General features: G+C 43.5%; 18 protein-coding genes. 3 read left to right on the plus strand and 15 right to left on the minus strand.

Annotated elements, in window-relative coordinates; genetic code table 11:
* Genes E5331_RS08080 through E5331_RS08090 form a run of 3 tightly spaced genes read right to left on the minus strand, consistent with a single transcriptional unit; the run spans nt 1 to nt 3,661 of the window.
* On the minus strand, nt 1-933 hold the full coding sequence (locus E5331_RS08080; protein ID WP_135984469.1) for a hypothetical protein: 933 nt from the start codon (nt 931-933) through the stop codon (nt 1-3).
* A 2-nt stretch (nt 934-935) separates the two neighbouring features.
* Nucleotides 936-2,579 carry a hypothetical protein gene (locus tag E5331_RS08085; RefSeq protein ID WP_135984470.1) on the minus strand — a complete coding sequence of 548 codons (1,644 nt, stop codon included), beginning with the start codon at nt 2,577-2,579 and terminating at the stop codon, nt 936-938.
* Nucleotides 2,580-2,581: 2 nt separating this feature from the next.
* On the minus strand, nt 2,582-3,661 hold the full coding sequence (locus E5331_RS08090) for a DUF6046 domain-containing protein (protein ID WP_135984472.1): 1,080 nt from the start codon (nt 3,659-3,661) through the stop codon (nt 2,582-2,584).
* Nucleotides 3,662-3,843: 182 nt separating this feature from the next.
* Here E5331_RS08090 and E5331_RS08095 point away from each other — a divergent pair, with 182 nt between their 5' ends.
* Together E5331_RS08095 and E5331_RS08100 are read left to right on the plus strand one after the other, a co-directional pair.
* Nucleotides 3,844-4,065 (plus strand): hypothetical protein, encoded by a 222-nt coding sequence (locus tag E5331_RS08095; RefSeq protein WP_135984474.1) that lies wholly within the window; start codon nt 3,844-3,846, stop codon nt 4,063-4,065.
* Between the two features lie 49 nt (nt 4,066-4,114).
* Entirely contained in the window at nt 4,115-4,459 is a 345-nt protein-coding gene (locus E5331_RS08100) for a hypothetical protein (RefSeq protein ID WP_135984476.1), read from the plus strand.
* Nucleotides 4,460-4,529: 70 nt separating this feature from the next.
* Here E5331_RS08100 and E5331_RS08105 read toward each other — a convergent pair whose 3' ends face one another.
* The 12 genes from E5331_RS08105 to E5331_RS08160 form a co-directional block, all read right to left on the minus strand.
* Nucleotides 4,530-12,377 (minus strand): phage tail tape measure protein, encoded by a 7,848-nt coding sequence (locus E5331_RS08105; protein ID WP_135984478.1) that lies wholly within the window; start codon nt 12,375-12,377, stop codon nt 4,530-4,532.
* Nucleotides 12,378-12,485: 108 nt separating this feature from the next.
* Complete coding sequence (locus tag E5331_RS08110) at nt 12,486-13,769, minus strand: DUF2586 family protein (RefSeq protein ID WP_135984480.1); 1,284 nt, start codon at nt 13,767-13,769, stop codon at nt 12,486-12,488.
* A gap of 262 nt (nt 13,770-14,031) precedes the next feature.
* A complete protein-coding gene (locus tag E5331_RS08115) occupies nt 14,032-14,451 on the minus strand; it encodes a hypothetical protein (protein ID WP_135984482.1) in 420 nt (139 codons plus the stop codon).
* A gap of 147 nt (nt 14,452-14,598) precedes the next feature.
* Nucleotides 14,599-15,099: a hypothetical protein gene (locus E5331_RS08120; protein WP_275441138.1), complete on the minus strand. Its 501-nt coding sequence runs from the start codon at nt 15,097-15,099 to the stop codon at nt 14,599-14,601.
* Nucleotides 15,100-15,132: 33 nt separating this feature from the next.
* Nucleotides 15,133-16,503 (minus strand): DUF2586 family protein, encoded by a 1,371-nt coding sequence (locus E5331_RS08125; protein ID WP_135984484.1) that lies wholly within the window; start codon nt 16,501-16,503, stop codon nt 15,133-15,135.
* 6 nt (nt 16,504-16,509) lie between these two features.
* Entirely contained in the window at nt 16,510-16,866 is a 357-nt protein-coding gene (locus E5331_RS08130) for a hypothetical protein (protein WP_135984489.1), read from the minus strand.
* 60 nt (nt 16,867-16,926) lie between these two features.
* The gene (locus E5331_RS08135) at nt 16,927-17,982 is read right to left on the minus strand and encodes a hypothetical protein (RefSeq protein ID WP_135984491.1); all 1,056 of its coding nucleotides are present in this window, start codon (nt 17,980-17,982) and stop codon (nt 16,927-16,929) included.
* A gap of 43 nt (nt 17,983-18,025) precedes the next feature.
* Nucleotides 18,026-19,273, minus strand: coding sequence for an ATP-dependent Clp protease proteolytic subunit (locus E5331_RS08140; RefSeq protein WP_135984493.1), 1,248 nt, complete (start codon nt 19,271-19,273; stop codon nt 18,026-18,028).
* Between the two features lie 97 nt (nt 19,274-19,370).
* On the minus strand, nt 19,371-20,111 hold the full coding sequence (locus E5331_RS08145) for a hypothetical protein (RefSeq protein WP_135984494.1): 741 nt from the start codon (nt 20,109-20,111) through the stop codon (nt 19,371-19,373).
* 24 nt (nt 20,112-20,135) lie between these two features.
* On the minus strand, nt 20,136-21,059 hold the full coding sequence (locus tag E5331_RS08150) for a phage virion morphogenesis protein (RefSeq protein WP_135984496.1): 924 nt from the start codon (nt 21,057-21,059) through the stop codon (nt 20,136-20,138).
* Entirely contained in the window at nt 21,040-21,894 is an 855-nt protein-coding gene (locus E5331_RS08155; protein ID WP_135984498.1) for a structural protein, read from the minus strand. The genes E5331_RS08150 and E5331_RS08155 overlap by 20 nt, the downstream gene beginning before the upstream one ends.
* 44 nt (nt 21,895-21,938) lie before the next feature.
* The gene (locus E5331_RS08160; protein ID WP_275441139.1) at nt 21,939-23,399 is read right to left on the minus strand and encodes a phage portal protein family protein; all 1,461 of its coding nucleotides are present in this window, start codon (nt 23,397-23,399) and stop codon (nt 21,939-21,941) included.
* 99 nt (nt 23,400-23,498) lie between these two features.
* On the opposite strand from E5331_RS08160, the gene E5331_RS08165 reads away from it, so the two are divergent.
* A complete protein-coding gene (locus E5331_RS08165; protein ID WP_135984499.1) occupies nt 23,499-23,699 on the plus strand; it encodes a hypothetical protein in 201 nt (66 codons plus the stop codon).
* Nucleotides 23,700-23,719: the final 20 nt, after the last annotated feature.

Below are 23,719 nucleotides of genomic sequence, written 5' to 3' on the forward strand. Positions count from 1 at the left end.
TTATGTTCCGCTAACTGACGATCCGCAATGGGGAGCGCCACTGAAAGGACAGACTTTAATGGCGTTAAATGGGCCATTCAAATCTGTTGCTGACACTCCCTTGGTTTTAAGAGTACCACCAGTAATAGTTACTGAGGCCCCATCAACTTTGACATCAGAACCTTTGATTTCACAACTGCTTGTTTCGATTTTGGCCTTATCGGTCTTAATATTGACAGAGCCGTCCTCTTCAGTAATGCTGGTGCCTCCAACCGTGAATGAAACCTTACCACTTGTCTCGATTGTCACATTCTCACCATCAATAGTAATTTTGGTGTCTCCCACAGTAATAATTTTATGCTCAACAGTTTTTTCTTGCTTAAAGCCTTCTTCATCATCTGGAGAGGTGATTTGGTCAGTGATAGATTTGGAAGTATATTTTGTGTTGGTTTTATTTTTGGTAGGTTCCAACTCATAATAATCCTTATCCAGGCCATCATCTGTTTCAACAGGCTTTTCCGTTTCGGTAACACCAATCTCAATTTCCCCATCATCTTCACCTTCGATAGATTGAGCTAAAAATTGAATACGCTTTGCGTGACTATACATCAGCACATATTCACGGCCATCGGTGGGATTTTGAGTAATGACAACTTCCGAATAAAGCACCGGAACAATCAGCACACCCTGGGAATTGTCCTGAATAGCAGAAAGCAATACTCCTTCGTGATGACCAGTACCCATAATCGGATATTCATCAGGCTCATAGTTAAATTCCTGAACGTCAATAGTGCCAGCTAAATCCCCCTCTTCGTGAATAGCACATACATATCCCAGAATTTTCTTGGTGCCACGCACAGCACCATCAGGACCAGTCATCCCTTGTCGGGCCATTTGCCCTACAGAACGTCTGACATCTCCTAAATATTTATTGATTTCTCCTTTAAGCGACATAATTATATGATTTGAACTGGTTTTGAAAACGTGGCTATCTTATAAGGGATATGAAGTTCACGGCGATAACCACCCATTCCAAAGCTGGTATTCACAGCTTCGACATAGTAATATCCGTTTTTCTCCGGCTGGCGTACATCTATCAGGCCAACTATATCAGTAGGTTTGATGTACAAATCACCAAATATCACTATTGAGCCTGATATACCGTTGGGATTATAGTTGGCCCAATATTGCTTTGCCTCCTCAATAAGTTCTTCTTCAGTAATACCTACCTTGGTTGAGAGATATTGGATGACATTGTACTTATCGAGCTTGGCCGGATCCGTAAGATGACCTTCAATTCTTTTGGTGCTATAAGTACCATTGACAAATTTCATTTTCTTACGATCCTTTACCTTTCGGCGATTGACAATCTGGAATTGACCGTCACTCTCAATCATCCACCCCTCATCATCAGGGTTTGGATTTTTTCGGAGTGTCAGCTTAAAAAATTGATTGTCTTTCGTGCGCCCCTGAGCTTCGACTGCCAGATATTTCTTGTCGTTGCGTTTCAGATTCAGTTTATCCTGGGCAACATCCCAATCAAACTGAATGAGTTTGACTGAGTTGTTTCCCCCATTATAGGTAATGTACTTCTTATCATTATTGGGAAGCCCACCTCCTTTGCCGGCATAATAAGTAAGACCAACACGCAGTTGAGCGGACCCATCTGATTTTGTTTCAATCATACAAAGGACACCGCTCTTGCTCCATTCAGTAAGCACATCGGCAATGGTCAAGTTATTGCTGATAGAGCCACCACTCACAGAAATGGTTGAGCCTTTACTTGCTTCGGCCAGAGGTATTCCTGTATCTTTCAAAAGATGATATTCTCCGTCATCATCAAGAAAATCCTTGACCATTAACGTGGCCTTAGCTGATATGTTGGGTGTGCTGACAGAAGCGAGGATATGGGCCATATTGGTACACTCTAACTCCAAGGGAGTATCAACAGAAATAGCGGTTATAAAGCCGGTAAACACCACATCCATATTCGGATCACTGTCAGCAGTGTTCATCTTCTTAAACTCGGTTTCAGAATATGCGTACCCTAAACGTATTTCGATACGATTACCGACGGCCACATCATTAGGACTAAGCAATGCAGCTTCAGTCTTGGTGCGGTTGAAGTCAATTAAGCCCTTATCATCATAATTAGCAGCCATAGAGGTGGTGGAGACACCATCTTCAGTGAATAATGCAGTAGGAGTGGAGGTTACATCACCATCATTATTGGCTGTTTTGAGGGTGTTTTCTTTATCGGTTGAATCCGCTTTATCACCACTCATCACATCTTTTTCCTTACGACTGGAGAGATTGATAACAGTGCCACGAGGAAATCTGACAACTGCTTTATTGATAAGGTTTTTAGCAGAGTCAGATATTTCAATGCTCTCACATTCTCGTATGGTCAAACACTGGTTTGCAGAGGGAATAGAAAACCAATTATTCCCACTTGCTTTCCAAATTTTGATTTGACATACCAGTATAGCGAGCTTATCCTCATAGGCTTTATGCTGATAGTATTTAGGGGTAAGTGTGTACTCGACCTGTTGCACCAGATCGGGTCGCTGTGTGCGGAGTGAAGTTAAATCTGATGCCATAATTATAATTGTTCTTCCAGCAAGCCGGCAGCCAAACCTACGCCCTGCTTAACCAAATCAGAAGCCATAGATTTAAGTCCTTCAAGCTGATTGTTCAACATCTTCATCCATTCACTGCCATCATCTTCTTTTGCGGAAACATTCTTCTGCGGAATGATTGAAACTGTATCTTCAGAGATTTCAATTTCATTTTCCGGCTGCAATCCAATAGCTGAGAAGGTGTATTGTTGGAGAGATTTGTATCCTTGACGTGGAGAGACACTGAAGTTCTCAATGACAATATGCGTGATACCCAGCATATCAAGAACCATATTATTGACCTTGATAATGCCTTTGTATTGCATAATCTTGTAGAATTTCTGCATCTCTTCTGTGGGATAGATGTCTGGCTTTCCACTTGTGATTTGACCTGAGACAGTAAATTTTATATCGCCATTGGAAACAAGTTCCTTACGGCTATAATCACGCCCGGTAACACGAGTGGCTATAAGATTTTTATCGGAATTAATGGTTATCAAAGCAGTGGTGTCATACCATACCAAAGTTTTAGTATTGACGGTATTGGTTACAGTATCAGGCTCTTGTTCTTTATAGATACCTTTCTTTGCATCAATTACTTTAGTACGATATACAGGGAATTTTTGAGTTATGGTGATATTCTGATCGAGTTCAATTCCCAACATCAGAGCTTCTGGAGCTTTGCCACCCCAGTCATCTAAAGCATAGATAGTACCACCATCTACTTGCATCATCCCATATTCTTTTGCCTCGATCTCCTGCTTCTTCAATTCGGACTCCACCCAGGCTGCACCAACTGTATCTTTGGTTCTTTTACCATTCAGCAAAGAGTTAAAGGCATTGACGGCTTCATTTTTTAATTCAGATACGGCTCCCCGGACAACTCCCTTGACTGCTACTTGAAGAAGTGAGCCGCCGGCGCCGTCTTTATAGTAAAATTTACAGTTACTATCTCTACCACCATTAGCAATTTTACTCTGTAAAGTATTAAACAAGGCTCCCATTGTAGAAGCCATTGCACTGCCAGTGGTTGTTATTGCGAGGTTATTTAGACTTGTACTCATACTCTATAATAGTTCTGGTGCAATGAATTTGGTAGATCGACGATTTTTGAGTAATTTTGCACTACTTTTCAGAAAATTTTTGGAAAGTGGCATAAGTCCTGTTTCGCGTCGAAATCACCACCTCGGATAAGAAAAAGGGTATATGTCATTTTGTGAACTATAATACCAAATTCAAAATGACTATGGGAAAAATTAAAAAAAGTGCCCTGATAGGCATGTTGTTTGCTGCCATTGTAGGTGTCAGTGTATGTTGGGGCGTGTCCTATTTTATAGACCATATCAATGGGAACACGAAGGCTCAGATAGAAGCCAGAAAACGTGCAAATGAAGCTGCCGATAAAACAACAGAAGAACTAAATAAAGCAGCCCAATGGTATAATGATGAATTAAATAAATGCAAATGATAAATGTGAAGATTCTAACTTTATCGTTTAGAAAATTCATCTTATATATATGGATGCAGTAGAAAAAGCAGTATCTTTATCAGAAAAAATAGAGATCTGTACTTCTTCATTTGAAGATTTGAACGTAAAAGTTCAAACTATGTCATTTTCTCCAATAGATAGTGAATATATCACTATGAATTATCTTTTGTTTCGCGCTGGAAGGCAAAGCAAACAATGGGTTCATGTTGTTATCTCATTGTTTGACTATGATGGAAAGATTATTCAAATTGGAGAAAGTACGCAATTTGAATTAAAAAAACGAAATCTACCTTATGTTGGGAATGTAATTATCAGACTCAAAATGCCTTATGACCAAGTAGCAAAAGTTGGTGTTTACCTTCAGGAGTGTTGATTTAGGGGTTATATAAGTGTTAAAAGAAAGATGAGACTAAAAGCCCCATCTTTCTTTTTTATGTGTATCATTATGTAAGATCCATTACTCGCTGTGCCTGATTGGAGGCTTCTGCAAACATTTGATATACTGCTCCGGCAATTCTATCTTCCATTGCTGCCATCAAGTCACGCTCTTCAGCACTGGAAGCCACTGTAGTTCTGTCGAAGCTCGCCAGATTATTGATATTAAACACAACCTGAGTTGGTCTTGCAGCAGCCCGATCATAATGAGAGGCGTATGCTTGCTGATCTTTGGTAGAGGTTGGGGTTGGGGTTGGAGTATATTGAGTGCCTGAGTTATTATTCCCTAACTGTTGAGCTTTGTCTATAAGATGTTTATTCTGCTCAATAATGGTGTTAGCAGTTTTACGAGAGATATTATGGTACATTTGCTGTTGTTCTGCGGAACGCGAAACAATTCGATTACCCAAATTGATAGTTTCCCCAGATCTTCCCATTATAAAGTCCACATATTGCTTCTCATTGATACCAGCTTTTACCCATTCAGAGTTTTCATTACTTGCAATCCATTGTGCCCAATAGTCCTGAACGGTCTTATCTCCATATTTCGCGCCATTCATTTGATGCCTTATCTGTTCTTTAAGTCCATTTGCATCATTAATATCAATGACTCCAGCTTCGGCCATCATTTTGTACGACGCGCCAATAATATCAGAAAAACCTTGAAGAGTCAGATTAAAGTTTGTAACTTTGGCTCGAATCTGGTCTAAAATATTGGTGAAGTTCAACCGTCCATTTGGAAGAGTCGAAAGCATTAATTCGATGTTGGCCTGCTGCTGACCATCGGCTGAGACGGCGTTGTAGATAACGTGATAATCGCCAATGATATTGGAAATTGCATTATACCATTCGTCAGTATATAACTTAGCACGATTTTCTGCATCTGACAGCCACTGATAAGCATTCATTTTTCCTACCAAGGTCCCCATTTGACCATTGATAGTTGCATCCATAAGATTCTGGGCGCCTAACTGATATTTATCATAGACACTGCGATTAGTAGTCTGCTGGAATTGCTCTGGTGTCATTCCGGCAGAGGGAAGTTTCGCTGTGAATTGCGACATATATTTGTTTCTAATGGCAATGGCAGCTTGCTGATATTCCTCTTCAGTTTTATAAGATGTTTCTCCGGCAAGATACTTTTGACGGAGGTCAGCAATTTCTCTGATAGCTTGTTGAGTCCGAAGATCATTTGCACCCTCAATCATAAGGGCGTCCTGAACCATACCATTACGTTGATTTATGGCGGTATCTTCATCTGCGTGCCATAAATTCCACAAAGCTATGCCCAGATTGCCAGCGTCATTATGAACATTGTACTCCATTTGCTTATGTTTCTTGGAGAAGTCATAATTTCGGGCATTACCAATAGCGAGCGAATATGCCGGGTTTGCAGTTATGACATTACGCCATTTGGTAGTTACGTCATTGATAGATTGTTTGCTGGCATCCTTGGAGAAGTCATTGAAGATTGTTGCATAAAGCTGATTAAATCTTTGCTTATCTGCATTATACTTCTCAATCTGAGCCGTATCAATACTGGATATAACTGGGGCAGCTTCAGGAATATTCTCTGACATCATATCCTGATACCATTTACCTTCCTTAGTAAGCTCTCTATGAGTCTGGTCGGCAGCTTTGTTCGCTTGCACTCTTGCACGTTGCTGCGCTTCCGAAGTACCGTCAATGCGCTGTTTCAGCTTATATAAGCCATATCCTAAACCGGCTACTGCACCTACTGCTAATGTTACGGGATTAACCAAGAATCCAGCAGCCTTAGCCAAACCAGTGAGCAATCCCATGAGCATACTCTTCAATCCTCCAAACATCGGAGCGAAAGAGGCCATTGTAGGAACAGCAGTGGCGGCGGCACGGAAAGCTCTGCCAGCCCTGGCCGGTCCATATATTCTTGCAGCACGTTCACGAACAGCAGCATAATGCTGACGTGTCTCTTTATTGAGAGCGGCCAGTGTGGTCTGCTTATTGGCGCCACTTAGTGCAAGCTCTCCGGCAAGGATAGCATTTGCAGCCATAGCATTATGCGCTCTGGTAGCAATATTACCACGAATAACCTTATTAGTGCCGAATTTACCAGAACCAACTATGAATGGTGTGTTCGCTATTGCAGCATTAGCTGCTGTACCGGCAGCCACACTACCGGCCACATTGCGTGTCACAGCTGATCCTCCGACAGCAGAAATGCCAGCCAGAGCCATAATTGAACCCTTCAGACGGTCAAATACACCTATCAGTGATATAATAGGAGCAATTAGAGTACCCATCTGAGTAATGCCCATTTGGAATGTAATCCAGAATTTGATAAGACCGGGAGCAGCATTGTAAAGCGAGGCCCAAATCTTAACAAACCAAGCCATAACCTTGCCGATTTCGATAATCAAATCGAGAAGGTTCTGCATCATTTGTATAGTTTCAGGTTTTGCAAGGTAATCCCTGAGCTTTTTGAGCATACCCTCAAAGCCACCTTGACGATTTTCAAATGCCTGAACGATACCTTCAGTAAAAGTTGAAGTTACCTGCGCCCAAAGACCTGAAATAGTATTCTGTTTCTCTTCAGCAATCGCTCCTGAGATATTGCCGTATGCAGAGTTGCGGTTTGCCAACATCAGAGATACAAGAGAACTCATGCCGGCCTTGCTACTCATCTTTGATGACATGGCTTCGATACCAGTGCCAATTTCTTGTGCAACTCCAGTATCTCCACCGGCAGCAGCCAACAATGTTGCAGCAGCACCTGGTTGAGCTGTAATACGGAAAAGGTTTCCGACAATCTGAGCCATCTGATTTTCAGGAATACGTTGGACCATATCAATCAAGATGTCAGATATAGAGCGATAGCTACCATCCTCTTTAAGAGTGGTAATGCCATAGCTCTGTTTCATCATATCAAGAACCGCCTTTTGAGTCTTGTTCGGCTTAAAGAGGTTTTGATACATCATACGGAGTGCAGTACCAGCGGAAGAAGCCTGAATACCGGCGTTACCCATAACACCAAACAATGCCATTGTATCGGCAAAAAGGTGAGGGTCATTACGGCCATACATATTTGCGACACCACCGCCATATTTAGCAGACTCTGCCAGCATCATAAGGTCGGTGTTGGATCGAGTAGCTGTCGTGGCCATTATATTTGCCGCCTCACGCATACGCTCAGGAGCGATTTGGAAGGTGGTCATAATATTGGTCATCTTATCAGCAGTCTCGCCCAAATCAGAATCTCCAATAAGTGCAAGGTCTGCGATGGGTCGTATAGCAGCATTGATAGCGTCTATATCATATCCGGCCATAGCAAGGAAGCGAGCAGCACTGGCGACTTCGGGAGCAGAGAATTTTGTCTTAACACCGACATTACGCACAGTGGCTTCCATATTCTTGAACGAATTTTGACTATATGAGTCTGTTCCGTTCTGAAGAATGGCCTGAGTAGTGCGCATGGTGTTTTGATACTCCATCGCCTGACTGAAGGAGCTTCCAATGGCTGACATCGCGCCACCAATCGCAAACATTACACCCATACCCTTGGCCATATCTACAGCCATTGGAGTGCGAACACCAAACGAGGTCTGGCCCGTAAATGGATAAGCCCATCTACGGGAACGATCAAAGAATGGTTTTGGCTGACCAGTGCGCATAGGCACCATACCAGTTCCACGAGATTGGGTGGGCTGTCCTACACCATTTGCCTTAGCAACATCACCTTCAAGTTTATTAATCTGACTCTGCAAAGTCCAGGGTACTGCAACACTTGCTTTCTGCATCTGAGTTGATACGCCCTGCAAGTATTTCAGCATTTGAGGTGCCTCCATACCCGGAGTCGGCATAATGCCAGTCGTTGCTACGGCCTGACGGAAATACCGACGATGTTTTGTCAGCATGTTCAGTTGCTCTTTGTTTTGAGCAAAAGGCAACATTGCATTTTGAGCCTGAGCTTGTAAACGAGCAGCTTTCTGGATATTAGACTCACTTGGCTTACCCTTGGGATTTGTTTGAGCCAATTTCCAGCCATCTGTATATCTTGATACAGCAGCCTGTGCTGAAGAATGTTGTTGGGTTGCGGCAGAAAGAGCATTACTTGACATCGTACCATATCGAGCCATCAATGCCGTTTCGTGTTGAATTGCGTTAGCGAAAGGTGCTTGTGCTTGACGATACTGGTCTATCTGAGTTTGTAATGCAGCTTGTGATGATTCGATTCTTGCAAGAGCACTTCTCTGAGTTTTATTGGGTTTCTTCAAAGAGAGCAGTGGCTTCTTCATCTCCTCCAGCTGTGCCATTTGTTTCAAATATGGCTCCATCTGTTTTTGGATAGCTGCATATTGTGTCCTTGCCGCCTCCAGACGAGCATTGGACTTTCCTGTACTACGAGCAATCTGAGATTGAATTCTCGCTACATTTCCACGCGCATTGCTTTCATCACCTCTAAGTTTGGCTAATTGCTGTTGCTGTTCATTATTGAGATATGATGTAAGATCATTGGCTCGTACCCACTTGTACCCATTAGGCGCAGTATGGGCAGCCGGAGCAGTAGAATCCCAGGCAACTTTATTTTTCCCAGTACCAGCAGTTGTTGGAGCCAACTTACGCAAGCGTTCTTCTTCAGCAAGTTCGTATGGAGTCTTTTGCGCAAAAGCTGCCATAGCGTCACGTTTCATCTGGTCAAGATGCCACGCTCTTCTTCTCTGCTGATCTGCAATTTGGGTAGCGTAATTTGGAGGTAACATTCCACCTTTTGCCAAATGTGCTCCAAGTTGGTCTCTATATTGTCTTGGAGTAAGAGGCTGGTGGCCGGTATGCCCACTCTGTTTTTGACCTTTTTGAGTAGTTCCGCCGGTCGTAGGAGGTACAATCGGAGCAACTGGCGGCACAGTATTTGTGGCCGGCGCTGTTACATTTTGTTGTGTTCCAGCAGGCGGCACCCCAGTAGCAGTCAGTTTGATATTTTGAGGGCTGGCAGCTCTTACCTTGGCTACGAACTCTTCCAAAGCGGCCACAGCAGCTGTAGTGTCGAGTTTTAATGCGACTGAAGGGAGTTTAGTTTGAGCTAAACCCTTAGTCGTATCAACAACAGCAGGTTTCTTCTGGCCGATGGCAGTTGTCTTTTTCCCCTTTGCTGGAGTGGCAACTGTTGTAGGAGCCTTTTGTGTAGGAGCTACAGTTGTTGCTGGAGCTGCATTTGTAGCGACTCCAGTAGCAGTCAGTTTGATATTTTGAGGGCTGGCAGCTCTTACCTTGGCTACGAACTCTTCCAAAGCGGCCACAGCAGCTGTAGTGTCGAGTTTTAATGCGACTGAAGGGAGTTTAGTTTGAGCTAAACCCTTAGTCGTATCAACAACAGCAGGTTTCTTCTGGCCGATGGCAGTTGTCTTTTTCCCCTTTGCTGGAGTGGCAACTGTTGTAGGAGCCTTTTGTGTAGGAGCTACAGTTGTTGCTGGAGCTGCATTTGTAGCGACTCCAGTAGCAGTCAGTTTGATATTTTGAGGGCTGGCAGCTTTTACCTTGGCAATAAACTCGTCCAGTCCTGTAATTGCATTTGCAATATCTAAGTTTAGGGGGATGGGAGGAATATTGCCAGTGAGTTTTTTTATCTGCTCTTGACGGCCAACAGCACCTCTTTCCCATTTTAATTTAATTGAGACTGGAATTGTCTGTTTGGGAATGCTTTGAATCTGACTGATGATATTTTTTGTATCAACAGTTGCGGTTATAGTATTTTTAGCAGGAGCCTTTTTCGCCTTAGTTGGTTGAGATGCTACTGTAGATTGTGTGGATTCAGGAGCAGGAGTAGTAGGTATTGGCGCCGGTGCGCGTAACGATGCAAGAGTTTGATTTGCTTCTGCAAGTTGGGTCTTTTGAGCAGCCGTCAGTCGTTTCTTGGCATTTAGCTGATTAATAACACTCTGTGCTCCAATACCTCTTACAAGCTCTTCATTGGTTAAAGCTCTTTGTACTGTGCTTTGGAATTGCTTGAACATTAGGGGTTGGAGCTGTTTATGAACATCCATAGCCTGCTGTTTAATGCTGGCATGTTCACGTTGAGCTGTCATATATCGGTCAAAAGCATGACTACTGCCTCCACTCTTATCCAATTTAGCCTTGGCAGAAGCCATTGCTTTGGCAGCTTTTTCTTGAGCTGTTGATAGGGTCCCATATTTCGCTGCCAAATTATTCAACTGTTTTTCATCAGCAGCTGTAAAAGTCGGGGGAGTATATGCTGGATGAGGTGTAGCGGTCGGTGCAGTTGAGGTCGAAGTTTTAGCAACTGTTTTACTAACTGGTTTGGTTTGACCTGAAATAGCTTGAAGTTGTTGCTGTATTCCATCTGGAATTAGATGTACTTTGACATCCAATATAGGCGTAGGAGTAATGGTCTTTAAGGATGCGGCAACTTGTTCCCCACTAATTTTAACATTAACAGGAATTGCTTCAGTTACTTTGCCTTGTAATTTAGATATTTCTCCGACTATCGGTATTACTGGAGGCTTGGCAGTGACATTAAGTTTTGAAATATTGCCTATAACGTCAATCGCAAATGGTTTTGCAGTTTTTACCGCACTTTGAGTAGCCGCCGCTGTTTTACCTTGAAAAGACTTGATTATATTTTCTTGTTCCGCTTTATTGGCCTGATATGTAGCAAGAGCTTTGGAGTCTCTCGTAATCTGACCTTTTATAGCAGGAGTACGTTGATCTTCCGGAATAGCCTGATTTGTATTAAGACGAGATTGGATGGTGGCAATCTTCTCATTCCAAGTTTTTACCTGCTTTTGAGCGTTTGTGAGTTTAGTCTTTTCGTCCTTTGTAAGCGAAGAAACAAGGCTGGATGACTTTCCAGTTTTAGTCTTAGTTTCTTTGGGTGTAAAAGGAGCGACAACTGCTGCACTCAGACCGGCCAACTGTTTAAGTTTTGCTTCAGCTGCTGCAAAACCTTCTGTATTCAGTATAGGATTGATATTGAAAGTACCTTGGGCTTGTAATGCTTTTAGAGAGGCTTGTATCTGTTCAATAACAGTTAAGGCACCACCAGCACCTGTGGCGTTACCCCTGATATTGACCGTGAGAGCTTTACTTTTTGCATCACCAAATGCTTTTTTCCATTCTCTGATAACAGCTGGGGTTACATTTGTGAGTTTCGCCGGCTGAGAGGCTGCTGATCGAGAAACAGTAGCTGGAGCAGATGTTTTAGAAGCCTTCGCTTGTTGTGCAGCGGCTTCTTTTTCCATCTTTTCCGCAACTGCCAGTTCAGCTTTTCTCTGCTGAATCATCTTCTGGAACATTTGTTTTTTTGCCTCCAGTTCCAGAAGTCTATCTTGCATTTGAGCTTGAATCTGCGCATTGCCCTTTGCCAAAGCGTTTTTGGTCATTAAAATAGAGCCATCACGATTCCTTATGGTTTCCCCCTTTTTATTTTTTTTGGGTGTACCTAAGAGTTTGTCTAACTCTTTGTTATAAGCCTCAATATCCTTCTTTATGGCTGCAACTGATCTATTCCCTCCTAATGCTGTTCCAATGCCCTTTTGAGCAGTTTTTGTAGCAGTAGCATTGCCGGAGAGAGCTTCAAATATTGCAGCGTGCATCTCGGCGGCGGCACTTTTTACTTGTGTCACCATTGCTCGCAACTGATTATTAAATGCCCCTACATCAATCTTAGGAGCAAATGTCATTTGCGAGTTCTGTTTGAGCTGATATACCGACTGGCTAACCTGAGTGATCGCTGTTTTAAGCGTGTTCATTGGAACTTCAAATTCCTTTGCGATGTTCGCAATGGATTGAAGTCCCTCGGCGGCCTTGGTTACATCAGCAATAATGTCATACCTAACGATGTAATCTTTATAATCTGCCATTGGTAGTAATGCTAAATGATTTGCTACCTATTAATAGTCAAAGAGAAGCCCCAAGCCATTTACGGCCTGGGGCATGTGGTTCTTTGATACGCTTGAACCTTAAAAATCTTAATCTATATCGTGAGAAACTTCTTCTGACAAGAAACCACTATAGTTTACCGGCCCGATTTCCAGTCTCAGTGAAATAGAGTCATTCTCCAGAAGCTCATCATTTTCCAAGAATGTTACTACTCGACCATTAATCTGATTTTGACCTTGCTTATTTCTCATCACGGAATCCAAAAGTGTGTTGATAGAATCTGTGATAATAGTGATTGATGTTGCGCTGATATTATGGGTGCCGGGAACATAAATATGATTGCTGTTTACATAGGGAATAAGAGCTGTACACATTGCCCGGCGACATTTGTGCATTACACGATTGTTGGCTATATTGTTGAAGTCACCTTCACACAAAGTCTGGTCACTGCTAAGAAAGTATGAGGCTTCCAACCCTTCATAATCAACTGGAATGATGTAGCCTCGTGAAGAGATAGTATTGGCCCATACACGGTGTACGCTACTCATTGGAGTGCCGGTACTACCTACGCCCCATTCCGGATTATTGAATCCCTCATTTTTGTTCAAATCACATTTTTCCAGAGATGCAATACTTTCTTCAGCTCCACATAAAGCCAGACAAGCCATTATCAATCCCAAAGAAGAAACTGGGGCCTGAAGAGGATTGTTGCCCTGCATCTGGCGCACTTCCTGAGAGCCGTTTTGTACTAAAGCTACGGAAACCTTAGGGCAATTCAATTCAATAGCGTTAGGCAATTTCTTATAATGGATTTGATCACCTCCAATATAATTCGTATTTCCGCATAACATTATATGCAGAGGCACCATCGTATGAGTTGACACTCCGATTTTACCATTGATTTCATCAGCTTGTGCCTGAAGGTCGGTTATGAGCGAGGTAAACCCCATTGACCCATCGGTTTTCTTATTCCAGATAGGTTGAGAAGTCCAAACTCCAATATGAAATATTCGCCCGCTGGCCTGCTGCTGAATATACTGTATCACATCCCAGTCCTTAGTACAATCAGCAATGGCAATATATACAGCTTGGTTCTCTCCAATAAAATCAAAGAATTGAGATAAATGATAGTATATCAATCCATTGAGAAAACCATCATTAGTTATACCAAGCAAGAGTGCATCATCCATATTTTTGATACACTGAATCTGGCCATCTTTGAAATTGTGATATAGCAGTGGGAATGACTCAAACGGCTTATCAAACCCGCTTGTGTCAAATAAAAAGGCTCCGACACTCTCATCTGTCGGGATATTGAAAGTTAAGTCTGGGGTTTGCTTAACCCCGGTATTTATATAACTGAGTTGTGCCATTCTGTCTTTTTATAATAATAGTCCAAAAACAAGAATAGGAGCCGTTAAGCTCCTATCCTGAATTATTTTGCACCTCCTGTCAGCATACCTACCGTATTGGCTTGTTGAACCATGAGCATCTGAGAATGTACCCAGTAGGCATTTTCTGACCAAAAGGCAAAATCATCGTCTGTCATGTTGTCTAAGTCCAAATGAGGATAGTAGTAAGCCATCAGTGCATAGCGTTGTCTGTAAACATCCTCTTTGTCTATTCGACAACGCTCTATTTTTTTACCATTTCGGCATTGCGGGCCTCAATGAGCGAGGTGAGCTGGTTCATCGCACCGTAGAGGAAGAGTTCATCATCATCGACCAGTTCGCGGTCGCCGGCGAGGAACACGTTTGTTGCGAGCATCTTGTTTGCCTGAATCACGTCCTTCTGGGCGAAATTCATATACTGGCTGAAGTGCATGAGGCTGGGGCGGCGCATGTAAGCGATGTAGAAAGGTTTGTCATCACCTTCTTCGCCTTCGACAACGATGATAAAGATCTTGCGGAGCTTATGCTCGGCCTTCAGAGCTTCGGCCTTCTTGACGATTTCTTCACGGATTTCGAGAGGTACATTCACGTTACCTACGAACTCGATTGCGGGAGCAGCCTGAGCCTCAGCTACAGCATCTGCTGTTTTCTTTTCTTTTGCCATTGTTGGTTATTTGGTTTAATTGTTAAATGTTATCAGTTTGACGAGTTTTGTCAGTCGTCAATATATAATAGTTCATCTTCAAAAAAATATGAGAGAGCAACCGTTTCCGACTGCTCTCTCCAACTGAAAGTATAACAAGAAAACCGATTACGCGCCGCCGTAAAGCTCGTGAGACCAGCTCATGTTTGCGTTGCTTTGAACCTTGCCGGTGTAGATGCGGTGCGGGTGCAGATCGAACTCTCTTGACAGAGAAGTATCGTCCTGGCTGGCATCCATACCACCTTCTGCAAGAATACATCCTGCGAGAGTTACGGTTTCGGTAGTGATGTTTGCGGCCACGTCGTTGACCCAAGAGATGATGAGGTTGAACTCACCAAGACCCAGAAGCGTACCGTCAGTTGAACGGTCACGAAGGTCAATCTGTGTGCCGTAAGGCAGAGTGATACTTGCCTCATAGGTCACATTACCGAAACCACGCTTGCGAGGCTGGCCACCGAGTCCGTAGATAGGCTCGATTTTACGTTTGGTGTCCCACTTGATAGCGGTACAATCAACGAAAATCGGGTTCTGAGCACTCTCACCATCGAGGTTGGTCTGAAGCTGAATCATTGACCAACTGTATGCTACATTATTGATTGTTGCTGCCATTGTTGTATTATATTAGTTTGTTAAACATTGGCTTTAGATGGAGTTGGCAAAACCTTCGGTGACTTTGATCTCTCCAGTTACACCCAGCGGAACGAGGGCATAATTGATGTCGATGGCATCAGTGTCAAGCACGTTCTGATTGGGGTCAATCGTACAGGTGCGGCCACTTACCTGGGGCTTTGAGGTGCCGGGTTCGACCATATTCTTATCCAAAGCCTCGATAACGAGATTCTGGAACTCTGCCACAGCAGAAGCAGAAAGATGTCCGGTTGACAGATCCACCTCTACGTTAGAGTTGACACGGGGAAGAAGGGCGCGGCGAACTACACGACGGCTCTTGTGCATTACGCGACAACGAGCAAGTGTGCGATAATCGCCGGTGCTGAGGGTCTGGTCGCTGCTGAAGAAGATGCTGTTTTCAAGACCATCATAGTTCATCAGGAACACATAACCATTCTTGTGAAGGAAAGTGTTGCGCTTGGTATAACCAAGAGTCTTGATGTTGGTGAATGAGGACTCATCGGAGTAGGTCTTGTTCTCTGCGTCCTCGACGAGATTACCAAAACCAAGCTCTGCATCCTGCATCACAGCAGCAAGATTGAAGCTGGCGACGTGGGCGATACTCTCATTGGCCGGTGCAACTGCAAGACAACCCAGAGCGGCACCTACACAACCTACAGGAGCGTAGGAGGGGGTGTCAGCAACGTGATTGACAGCATACATCAGCTCGTGAACAGTATCGGTGGGAGCCTGACCAATAAGCACTGTAGTTTTCGGCATATTGAGACCGCTCAGATCGGGCAGTTTCTTGATGTCGATTGTAGGCTCATTGAGAATAGGCGCCGAAACGAGAAGGTTCAGAGGCGCGTTGCCCTCATAGTTTGTGATACCGACTTTGCCACCGAGAACTTCTGCCACTGCTTCGAGCTTTGCACAGATGTTACCGGCCTCGACAGAATAGGAACCATCCTTATTTGTCTTGGCAATCGGCTTGCCGGTCCAGACACCGATCTGATAGATGATACCACCCGATGCGAGCTGCATCTGCTCAACAGCCTCAAAATCGGGATCCTCATCGCTGTTCATAAATGAAACGAAGATGCGCTGAGTGCCACCGGCCAGACTGAAGAAGCTGTCAAGATGATATTTTGCAATACCAGCAAGTACAGTATCGTCGATACCGGCTTCAGCTACATCCTTTGTGGTGTTAAGTTCCACGACACTGCCCTTGGCAAACGTCTGAGCAGCAAGAGTATCTTCGCCCAGAGCCTTGTCAAGACCACCAACGATACTTGTATCGAAGATGATACCCACAACATTCTCAGTGCTCAGGAACACATTGCTATTGCGCTTGCCGTCAATGTCAGTGGTAAAAACACCACCTAAATTTGTATTCGTAGCCATTGTGAATTACTTTTTATTGTTGAAAAATTTGTTTTTGAAAAGTTTAGCACCTTTCAGCAGATAGGCTGGAGTTCCTTCGGGATGTACAAATCCTCTGGGAGTAATCCAGATTTTCTCATACTGGGGATAAAGGCGCATCAGCTCTGCTTCACGAGGGGAAATCTCTTCGGCCGGCTCGCTCTTTGCTGAGGTTTTCACCTCTTTAGCAATCTTAGGAGCTTCTTCGACCTCTTCGATTTCATTTGACGGCTGTGCTTCCGCTTCTGGAGTAGGTTCTGAGGGTGTTACCTCTTCGCTCACCTGAACGTCAACCACAACTGCTTCTTCGGCTTTTGCTGTTTCGGTTTTTTTGCTTCTACCCATAGTTGTGAAGGATTTAAGCAAGGTGGCTTTTACACCACCTTGCTAAGTTGTTGATGTTGGTTACGCGGTGTACTTGAACGGAATGTGAGCCGTGATCTCCGAAGGACGGACAATGTTGACGTCCATTTTGAGAAGCACCTTGAAGAAGTAAAGCTCAGAGTTGTTCTGGAGCTTGTCGATCTGAAGTACGTCCTCATCGTTGGCGTAGTCAACACCCATCCAGAGATTTGAGTCAACGCCAGTAGTGAACACGCCCATGAAGATGGTATCGTTGGGAAGAGCAACCATAGGAATGATGCGCTTGCCCTGGAAACGATGCTCGTTCTCCTTGCGGTTGTCGCTGTACTTCATGGTCTTGGCCGAGAGGTACTTGTTGTAAGCATCCCAAGACTTGTAGTCCATAAGGATGACAAGACCAGCTTTCTTGCGGATCTTGGGAGCGGTTGCTTCCCACATCGCGTAAAGCTCTTTCTCGACAGCCTCACCATCGGCAAATGTGCCGGTGCCGGCGATATTGACCTGACCACATTTTGCATCTTCGGAGGTAGCAGCTGCGGCGGCGTTCATAAGCATACGGGCGATAGCACCGTTAAAATACTTCATGGGGCCGGCCTCTGCATCGCCACCAATTTCTGTTGCACCAGCGGCAACTGAGCCATCGCTGCTTGCGATCTTGGCACGTTCTGTTGCAGTTGCGGAGCACCAGATAGCCTGGTTGATGTATTCATGCTCTGACTCCATAAGCAGACGGATCATTGTTGCCTGAACCTTGGGGTCGAGTTCGCGGAATACGAGATTGCCCTTCGGCTGGAACGGACGATAATACTGCTCGAAGTCGCGGGGGTTGAACTCCAGATAGATCATAAAATCTTCCGGCTCCAGATAGCGCTCTGCAAACTGATATTCGCCCACGCTTGAATTAGGAGTAGCCTTGTGGTCCTGAATGATTTTTCCAAGACGTACACTGGGAAGAGCATATTTCTTCTGGATGCCCGACTTGATGTGAATAAGACCCTCCTTGTAGGTCTCATTCTCCTGGGCGGTAAGGGTCAGAAGATCACCAAGGACTTCACCAGTATAGTTACTCTGACCCGCGTTAAAAGTAAATGCTGCCATTGTTGTTGTGAATTAAATTATTTATTGATTGATTTGCTGGCGATTAGTCGAGGGATTTGAACTTGAAGTCTTTTCCCACGACATCTTCGACCTTGGCCTGAACTTTCTGCTCTTCGGTCTGGATACCGTCTTTGGCGGTGTCCTGGTTGGCCTCAGAAATAGCTGCGCCGATGTTGTCACGAGCGGGGATGGTGGCGAGGATGCGTTCAGCAAGCTCAAAATCGTTCTGGGCCATCTTGACGTAAGCCTCACGATCATCCTTGCTGATTTTGCAGTCCTTGATGGCCTTGTCAACAAGAGCATTTATCTTGTCCTCCTTAGCCTTCGCCTCTGCATCCTGATAGACCTTCAGTGCATCCTTGGCCTTGGTGAGATCGGCGGTAAGGTTGCTGATTGAAGTCTTTGCGCCGGTGAGTTCCGCTTTGACAGTGGTAAGCTCTGCCTTTGCTTCATCAAGAGCTTTCTGGTTTGCCTCTGCCTTGTCAGCTTTGGCTTTAAGCTCATTAATCTTCGCCGTGATGTTGTCGGCGGTAGCCTTCTCTCCAGTCAGTCCGAAAAGAGCGGCAAAAACTGTGATTTCGCTTTTATCCATTGTGTTTGAATTTGATGTGATATTCTGTTCGTTAATAGTCGTGGAGGGAAGCGTAGGTGCCATCAATCCGTAAATGGCCCTGATTTGAGCCACATCTTTGGTGTCTTTCAGGGCAGCTTGAATTTTATCTTTGATGGCTTTTGGTGTTTCAATGATGTGTTCTGCGTCCACAAATCCCTTTTCAAGAGCCTGGGTTGCTGTAAGGAATGTTCCATCTTCACCCTCTTTGCCATTCATAATGTTTTCAACTTCATCTTCTGAGAGGCCGAAACGCTTGACATAGATAGTTTTAAGTTGCTGAGTGAAGGCTTCAGTTGCCTGATTGTATTGCTTATCCCCATTGCAATCGCAAAAAGGATTGTGTATCATCAGAAGAGCATAATCTTTCATAAAGAGCTCATCGCCGGCAGCCCAAATGATTGAGCCCATAGAAGCAGCCAAAGCGTCGTTGATACATTCAGTGGGGATCTTACAATCCATAATTTTGGCGAATACGCTCATCCCTTCGATGACACTGCCCCCGACTGAATTAATATGGATGCGGATTTTGCTGGGATTGATATAATTGACGAGGTAATCAAATTCCCAGATAAAGTCTTGTACACTCCAGTAATCAACATCGGTGTAGTAGCAAATATCGGCAGGAGAACCGGTACAATAAGCACCTTTGATAAACTTAAATTCTTTACTTTTTGCCATTGTTGCTTAATTTTCTTAGTAATAGTGAGCAACAAAAAAGCCCCTGCGATAAACAGGGGCTAAATATCGGTAATACAATATATTACATTCAAAATGGCTATGGAATGTACTCTGTGGCCTCATCATAAGTCTTAGGGTGTTCCAAATTGGTATGTTCATCTGGATTAACGCCTTCGACTGTGGGGTCTTGGTCGGCATGATTTGTAAATGGAGGACACACAAATTTCTTATAGATTTTATTGCGTGTGGCCCAAATATTCCTTTGCCTGCACCATACTTCATAAGTCATCCAGCAAGGTTGGAGTCCGTGATCAAAACTTTCCATTGGGTCGATATATTCCAGTTGACAGCGTTCTTGCAGACACTCATATTTACTGATACTTTCTTGAATTGTCTGATGGATACGCTCTGCGACATAATACACTCCCATATCGTGACCGTCCTCATGTACGTTAAGACTATTGAGGATAAATCTTATTCTCAGTTCTGCTCGACCCTCATTAATTCTGGATTGCTGCACCAAATACCTCCAGTTTATAAAGTGAACAAAGGCTGCTGGAAAACCCAAAGTTTCTTCCTTATTGCCACTGGGAGAAATAATGCGCTCATATTGACCATCATCAATTTGAACAGTTTTGAATATCTTAGGGCTATTTTCAACCCCATATTCCCAAGTGACGGAGCGAAGAATCTCTTTCATCGCTTTCAGTATATCCATAGGCCCATTAGACTCCACCTGAAGAGGCTTAATAGGCTTCTCTTTAGGTGGGTCTTTTGGTGCTATGGCACTGGTTTTATTGCCACTTATGACTTTATTGTTTTTCTTATCTACAAGCATTGTTCAATCTTTATTGATAATAGCTTAGGTTTTCTTCATAAGGAACACACTGTCAAAGAGGTATAGCTTCATCATTTTGCGCATAAAGCTATCGGTAAATGGATTTAAGTAACTGGAGTGGCCCATAAATTGTCGTTTTATATATGGTTTGGGTTTATGCCCATTCCATGCACTACCATAGGTTCCTTTACCCTCATTGTGATAACCAGCGTAACAGATGCTGTGCTTTTTATGATGACCAGCATTGGCCGGCACAATATCAGTGTAAACCCTGGTACGTCCCATTCCAGCACTTTCATCCAGTTTGATTGAGTTATACAAATCCCCATATTCTTTGAGGATTCGACTGCCAGTACCTCTTTTCGCACGTTTCTTTAGAGTATAGGGGGAAAGCGGAGTCCATCTTCGAGAGCGATTACTATAGAATTGCTGATATTTGAAAGAATTTTGAAACACTTTCATTGCTCTTCGACCGACTACAACCCTAAAGTTTTCTGCCTGCACACGAAGAGCATACTGACTGATTTGAATTTGTCTTATCCATTGCTTTGTTCCATTAAGAATTGTAGCTGAACCACCGGCGCCTCTTTTCCCCTGATTGGTATCAGCACCCCAACGACCACTGGATGAGGACTTACTGACCAAACCTTTTGAATTGATATAGCTTACTCTTCCCCAGTTATAGTTGGGATTTGAGCCTCCTTTCAAAGTCATAGGTTTGGCCCAAGGAGCAATATGGCCTTGTCGAGTGGTGAATTTTGTACCAGAGCTGAAGTATTTGCTATATTGCTTCGGGAAGGTGGCACGTCCTTTAACGCTACCACCACCTTGATTACGAAGCCATTGCTGATACAATCTCTCCCGATGAGAACCTAATCGTTGCCCCTCGTAGAAATGCTTGCCAAATTGGGTTTTGACTTTACTGGGATCAAATTTCTGCCGAGACATAATACTTTTCTCTTAATCTGGAAACAAAGCCCATAAGCATCGAAGAATCAGCTTCTTTAATTGAAAAATAACTATGGGATGGTCCAAAAATTCTACCACATTTTGCCAAAGACTCACTGTAAACAGTATTTAGCTGCTGAGGTTTGGTAAGGTCTTTGGCAGACCCCTTGATTTGGCTCAACTTTGCATTAGCGTGTGGAACCTCCAAAATCTCCAAGAAACAACGACAGTTGTATTCAATAGGTGGAATCATCCACGATGGAAATTCATCTCTGGGTGCAGCATATCCTTGTAACGCCATGTGCCAGGGTCTAACCTTTGCATCATTTTGAGTCCAATAGACAGCATAATCAGTTGCTGACATCTTTAGCCACAAGGCAGCCATCACACCAGCATATTCAATGTCGGAGTTTTCTATGGCAGAATATTGGTCATTGTATTTTTTACACAATGCAACCAAGTCATCATAATCATCAGAGTTGAAGTCAATCTCAGTGTCTCCCACAACCTCCAGCACCTCATCATACAACTGATACTCTTCACATACTGAAAAGTCAATGAGATTTAAGATGCCGGCTGTAAGACGGGCTATAAGGTCTTTATCATGCTGGGTGAGGTTTTCATCATTTGAGTTCTTCAATAATTGAAGAGCCTCATCAATATCAATCCCTAACCCTTTGACAACGTGCTTAAAAGCAATCTCTGTTCTCAGTTCTGCAAGAGCATATAGAGCCTCTTCCTTATCATCGTTATGTAAGGATTTAAGTAGCTGAGTATATAAGGCTAACAAAGACTGATAATCGCTGTCATGCTCTGCTTGTTGTTCTTCGGTCATGGCAGCTTTAGTCTGTTTGACCAATTCAGAGGTGCGCCCGCCTTTTAACGCACCCCTGATAGAAAATTTACTTTATTCCTGTGATGACCATAGCGTTTGTAATACTCCTCATCACTCATTCGATGACCATCGCCATCTTCATCACCTTCCCAGTCACCAAGGCCACCGCCTCCGTTACCAGCTTCAAAGTTGCGTTGCTTGCCAACTTCAACACCCCATTCTTTGTTGATTTCTTCTGGCTCAATCTCATACTTGTCAGTGAGCATATCATAGAGTTTAATCTTATTCTCATCTGACATTTCCACTTTATTCATATATTTGAAGTACACATCTGCTTCGATGATACCCCAATATCTGAGTACCGGTACAACCTGCTCGTTCATCACATTTTCAATGCGTGTACGATATGAATTGATACGGGCACGATAAATATTTTCGTGAGCTTTGGTAGAACCGACATAAGCCTGAGTTGCACCAGCCATTGATTCTGAACCAAGAATAAGACTGTCATTTTCCTTGTTGACAAAGTTTGCCAAAGACTCATATATCTTTTCAGAGTTAGAGGCGGCAAATGCCTTAATATCAATCTCATCCCCCTTCCCAGTCACTAAGACTTTGTTTTGAGCAGCAGAACCAATTTTTCTTGCTAACCTTTGCCTTGAATCATTATCTTCAGCTTCGGTTTTTCCGTGAATAATCGGTTGCCCATAGGTATGGCTGAAGTTTACCCAGTTACTTACGGTATATTTCTGAGCAAGGATGTTAGGAGTGGTGGCGGCAAAGATGCCAAAACCACCAGTGTTGACCAGAATGTAGTTGTGGCGATACTGTTCTGAATCTAAATCCCATCCCGGACTCCACTGACACCAACGCTGAACCACACGACGCTGATCAGGAAGGACACATCGGCGTTCAATGCTGTTGACCTCTTTCAGCAATCCAGTTTCAGGGTCTATTTCAGGCATTATCTCCAGCAAGGTATAGCCATATAATTCGGCTTCAATGATGCCTTTGATAATCTTTTCAAACTGAGATCCCTGGCATATTTTTGACTGTTTGGGGTCTCTTATCCATTTCCCGTCTTTATCTTCACGAGCAAACATATATCGTTTGCCTACGAGCTGAGAAAACAGAGTTGCAATGGTGCCCTGAAGATGTGCATTCTGAATGTAGCAGGCTTCATATAGGTCTATGAGTCTGGAACGGTCATCCATAATGGTGCCGTTCTCAACTTGACTGACAACACTTTTGTAACGACACCGACGTGTCAGTTCATCGGTATAATCGGTAATGGTCTTTTTGACAAGGTTATAACTGGCAATCAGGGCCTCATCAGTAAAGAAATTACCATTTGAATTATGTTCTGTGCGTTTACGCATAATCTTGATTTTATTGGTAATAGTCTTACTGTACAGTGGGTTGGGAAAACCCTGAACACCACAAATTCGGTCAGTACACAGGTGAAATAAAAAATTTTCAACTTTTTTATTGTTGATATTCAGCACAATATAGGTAGCGATGTTTCACTTTGCTTAATCTTGCTATACACCCAATACTATTATAAAAAGGAGTACATCGAAACAACTCACAAATACTACAGTCAAATGACAAATTGGAAAAACCTGAAGAATAACCCACCGACTGAAAGCTGTAATATCTGCCTGAAGATTGGTGTCAGTTATGATACTTATTATTTCAAGCGATATACCAGTTATAGTTGGGAACTATACAAATTCCCCAGGGCCATTGGTCCGGAGAAAGTTCCTGACAATGCTTTCTACATAAATCTCGATGAGATCAAATGATTATCCGCAGTTCATTATTC

The organism is Lepagella muris, assembly GCF_004793975.1.
Lineage (GTDB): Bacteria > Bacteroidota > Bacteroidia > Bacteroidales > Muribaculaceae > Lepagella > Lepagella muris.

Bases quoted from the DNA above. Each gene is read 5' to 3' on its own strand.
- E5331_RS08080 (WP_135984469.1), bottom strand. From the start codon at position 933: ATGTCGCTTAAAGGAGAAATCAATAAATATTTAGGAGATGTCAGACGT.
- E5331_RS08085 (WP_135984470.1), bottom strand. From the start codon at position 2,579: ATGGCATCAGATTTAACTTCACTCCGCACACAGCGACCCGATCTGGTG.
- E5331_RS08090 (WP_135984472.1), bottom strand. From the start codon at position 3,661: ATGAGTACAAGTCTAAATAACCTCGCAATAACAACCACTGGCAGTGCA.
- E5331_RS08095 (WP_135984474.1), top strand. From the start codon at position 3,844: ATGGGAAAAATTAAAAAAAGTGCCCTGATAGGCATGTTGTTTGCTGCC.
- E5331_RS08100 (WP_135984476.1), top strand. From the start codon at position 4,115: ATGGATGCAGTAGAAAAAGCAGTATCTTTATCAGAAAAAATAGAGATC.
- E5331_RS08105 (WP_135984478.1), bottom strand. From the start codon at position 12,377: ATGGCAGATTATAAAGATTACATCGTTAGGTATGACATTATTGCTGAT.
- E5331_RS08110 (WP_135984480.1), bottom strand. From the start codon at position 13,769: ATGGCACAACTCAGTTATATAAATACCGGGGTTAAGCAAACCCCAGAC.
- E5331_RS08115 (WP_135984482.1), bottom strand. From the start codon at position 14,451: ATGGCAAAAGAAAAGAAAACAGCAGATGCTGTAGCTGAGGCTCAGGCT.
- E5331_RS08120 (WP_275441138.1), bottom strand. From the start codon at position 15,099: ATGGCAGCAACAATCAATAATGTAGCATACAGTTGGTCAATGATTCAG.
- E5331_RS08125 (WP_135984484.1), bottom strand. From the start codon at position 16,503: ATGGCTACGAATACAAATTTAGGTGGTGTTTTTACCACTGACATTGAC.
- E5331_RS08130 (WP_135984489.1), bottom strand. From the start codon at position 16,866: ATGGGTAGAAGCAAAAAAACCGAAACAGCAAAAGCCGAAGAAGCAGTT.
- E5331_RS08135 (WP_135984491.1), bottom strand. From the start codon at position 17,982: ATGGCAGCATTTACTTTTAACGCGGGTCAGAGTAACTATACTGGTGAA.
- E5331_RS08140 (WP_135984493.1), bottom strand. From the start codon at position 19,273: ATGGCAAAAAGTAAAGAATTTAAGTTTATCAAAGGTGCTTATTGTACC.
- E5331_RS08145 (WP_135984494.1), bottom strand. From the start codon at position 20,111: ATGCTTGTAGATAAGAAAAACAATAAAGTCATAAGTGGCAATAAAACC.
- E5331_RS08150 (WP_135984496.1), bottom strand. From the start codon at position 21,059: ATGTCTCGGCAGAAATTTGATCCCAGTAAAGTCAAAACCCAATTTGGC.
- E5331_RS08155 (WP_135984498.1), bottom strand. From the start codon at position 21,894: ATGACCGAAGAACAACAAGCAGAGCATGACAGCGATTATCAGTCTTTG.
- E5331_RS08165 (WP_135984499.1), top strand. From the start codon at position 23,499: ATGACAAATTGGAAAAACCTGAAGAATAACCCACCGACTGAAAGCTGT.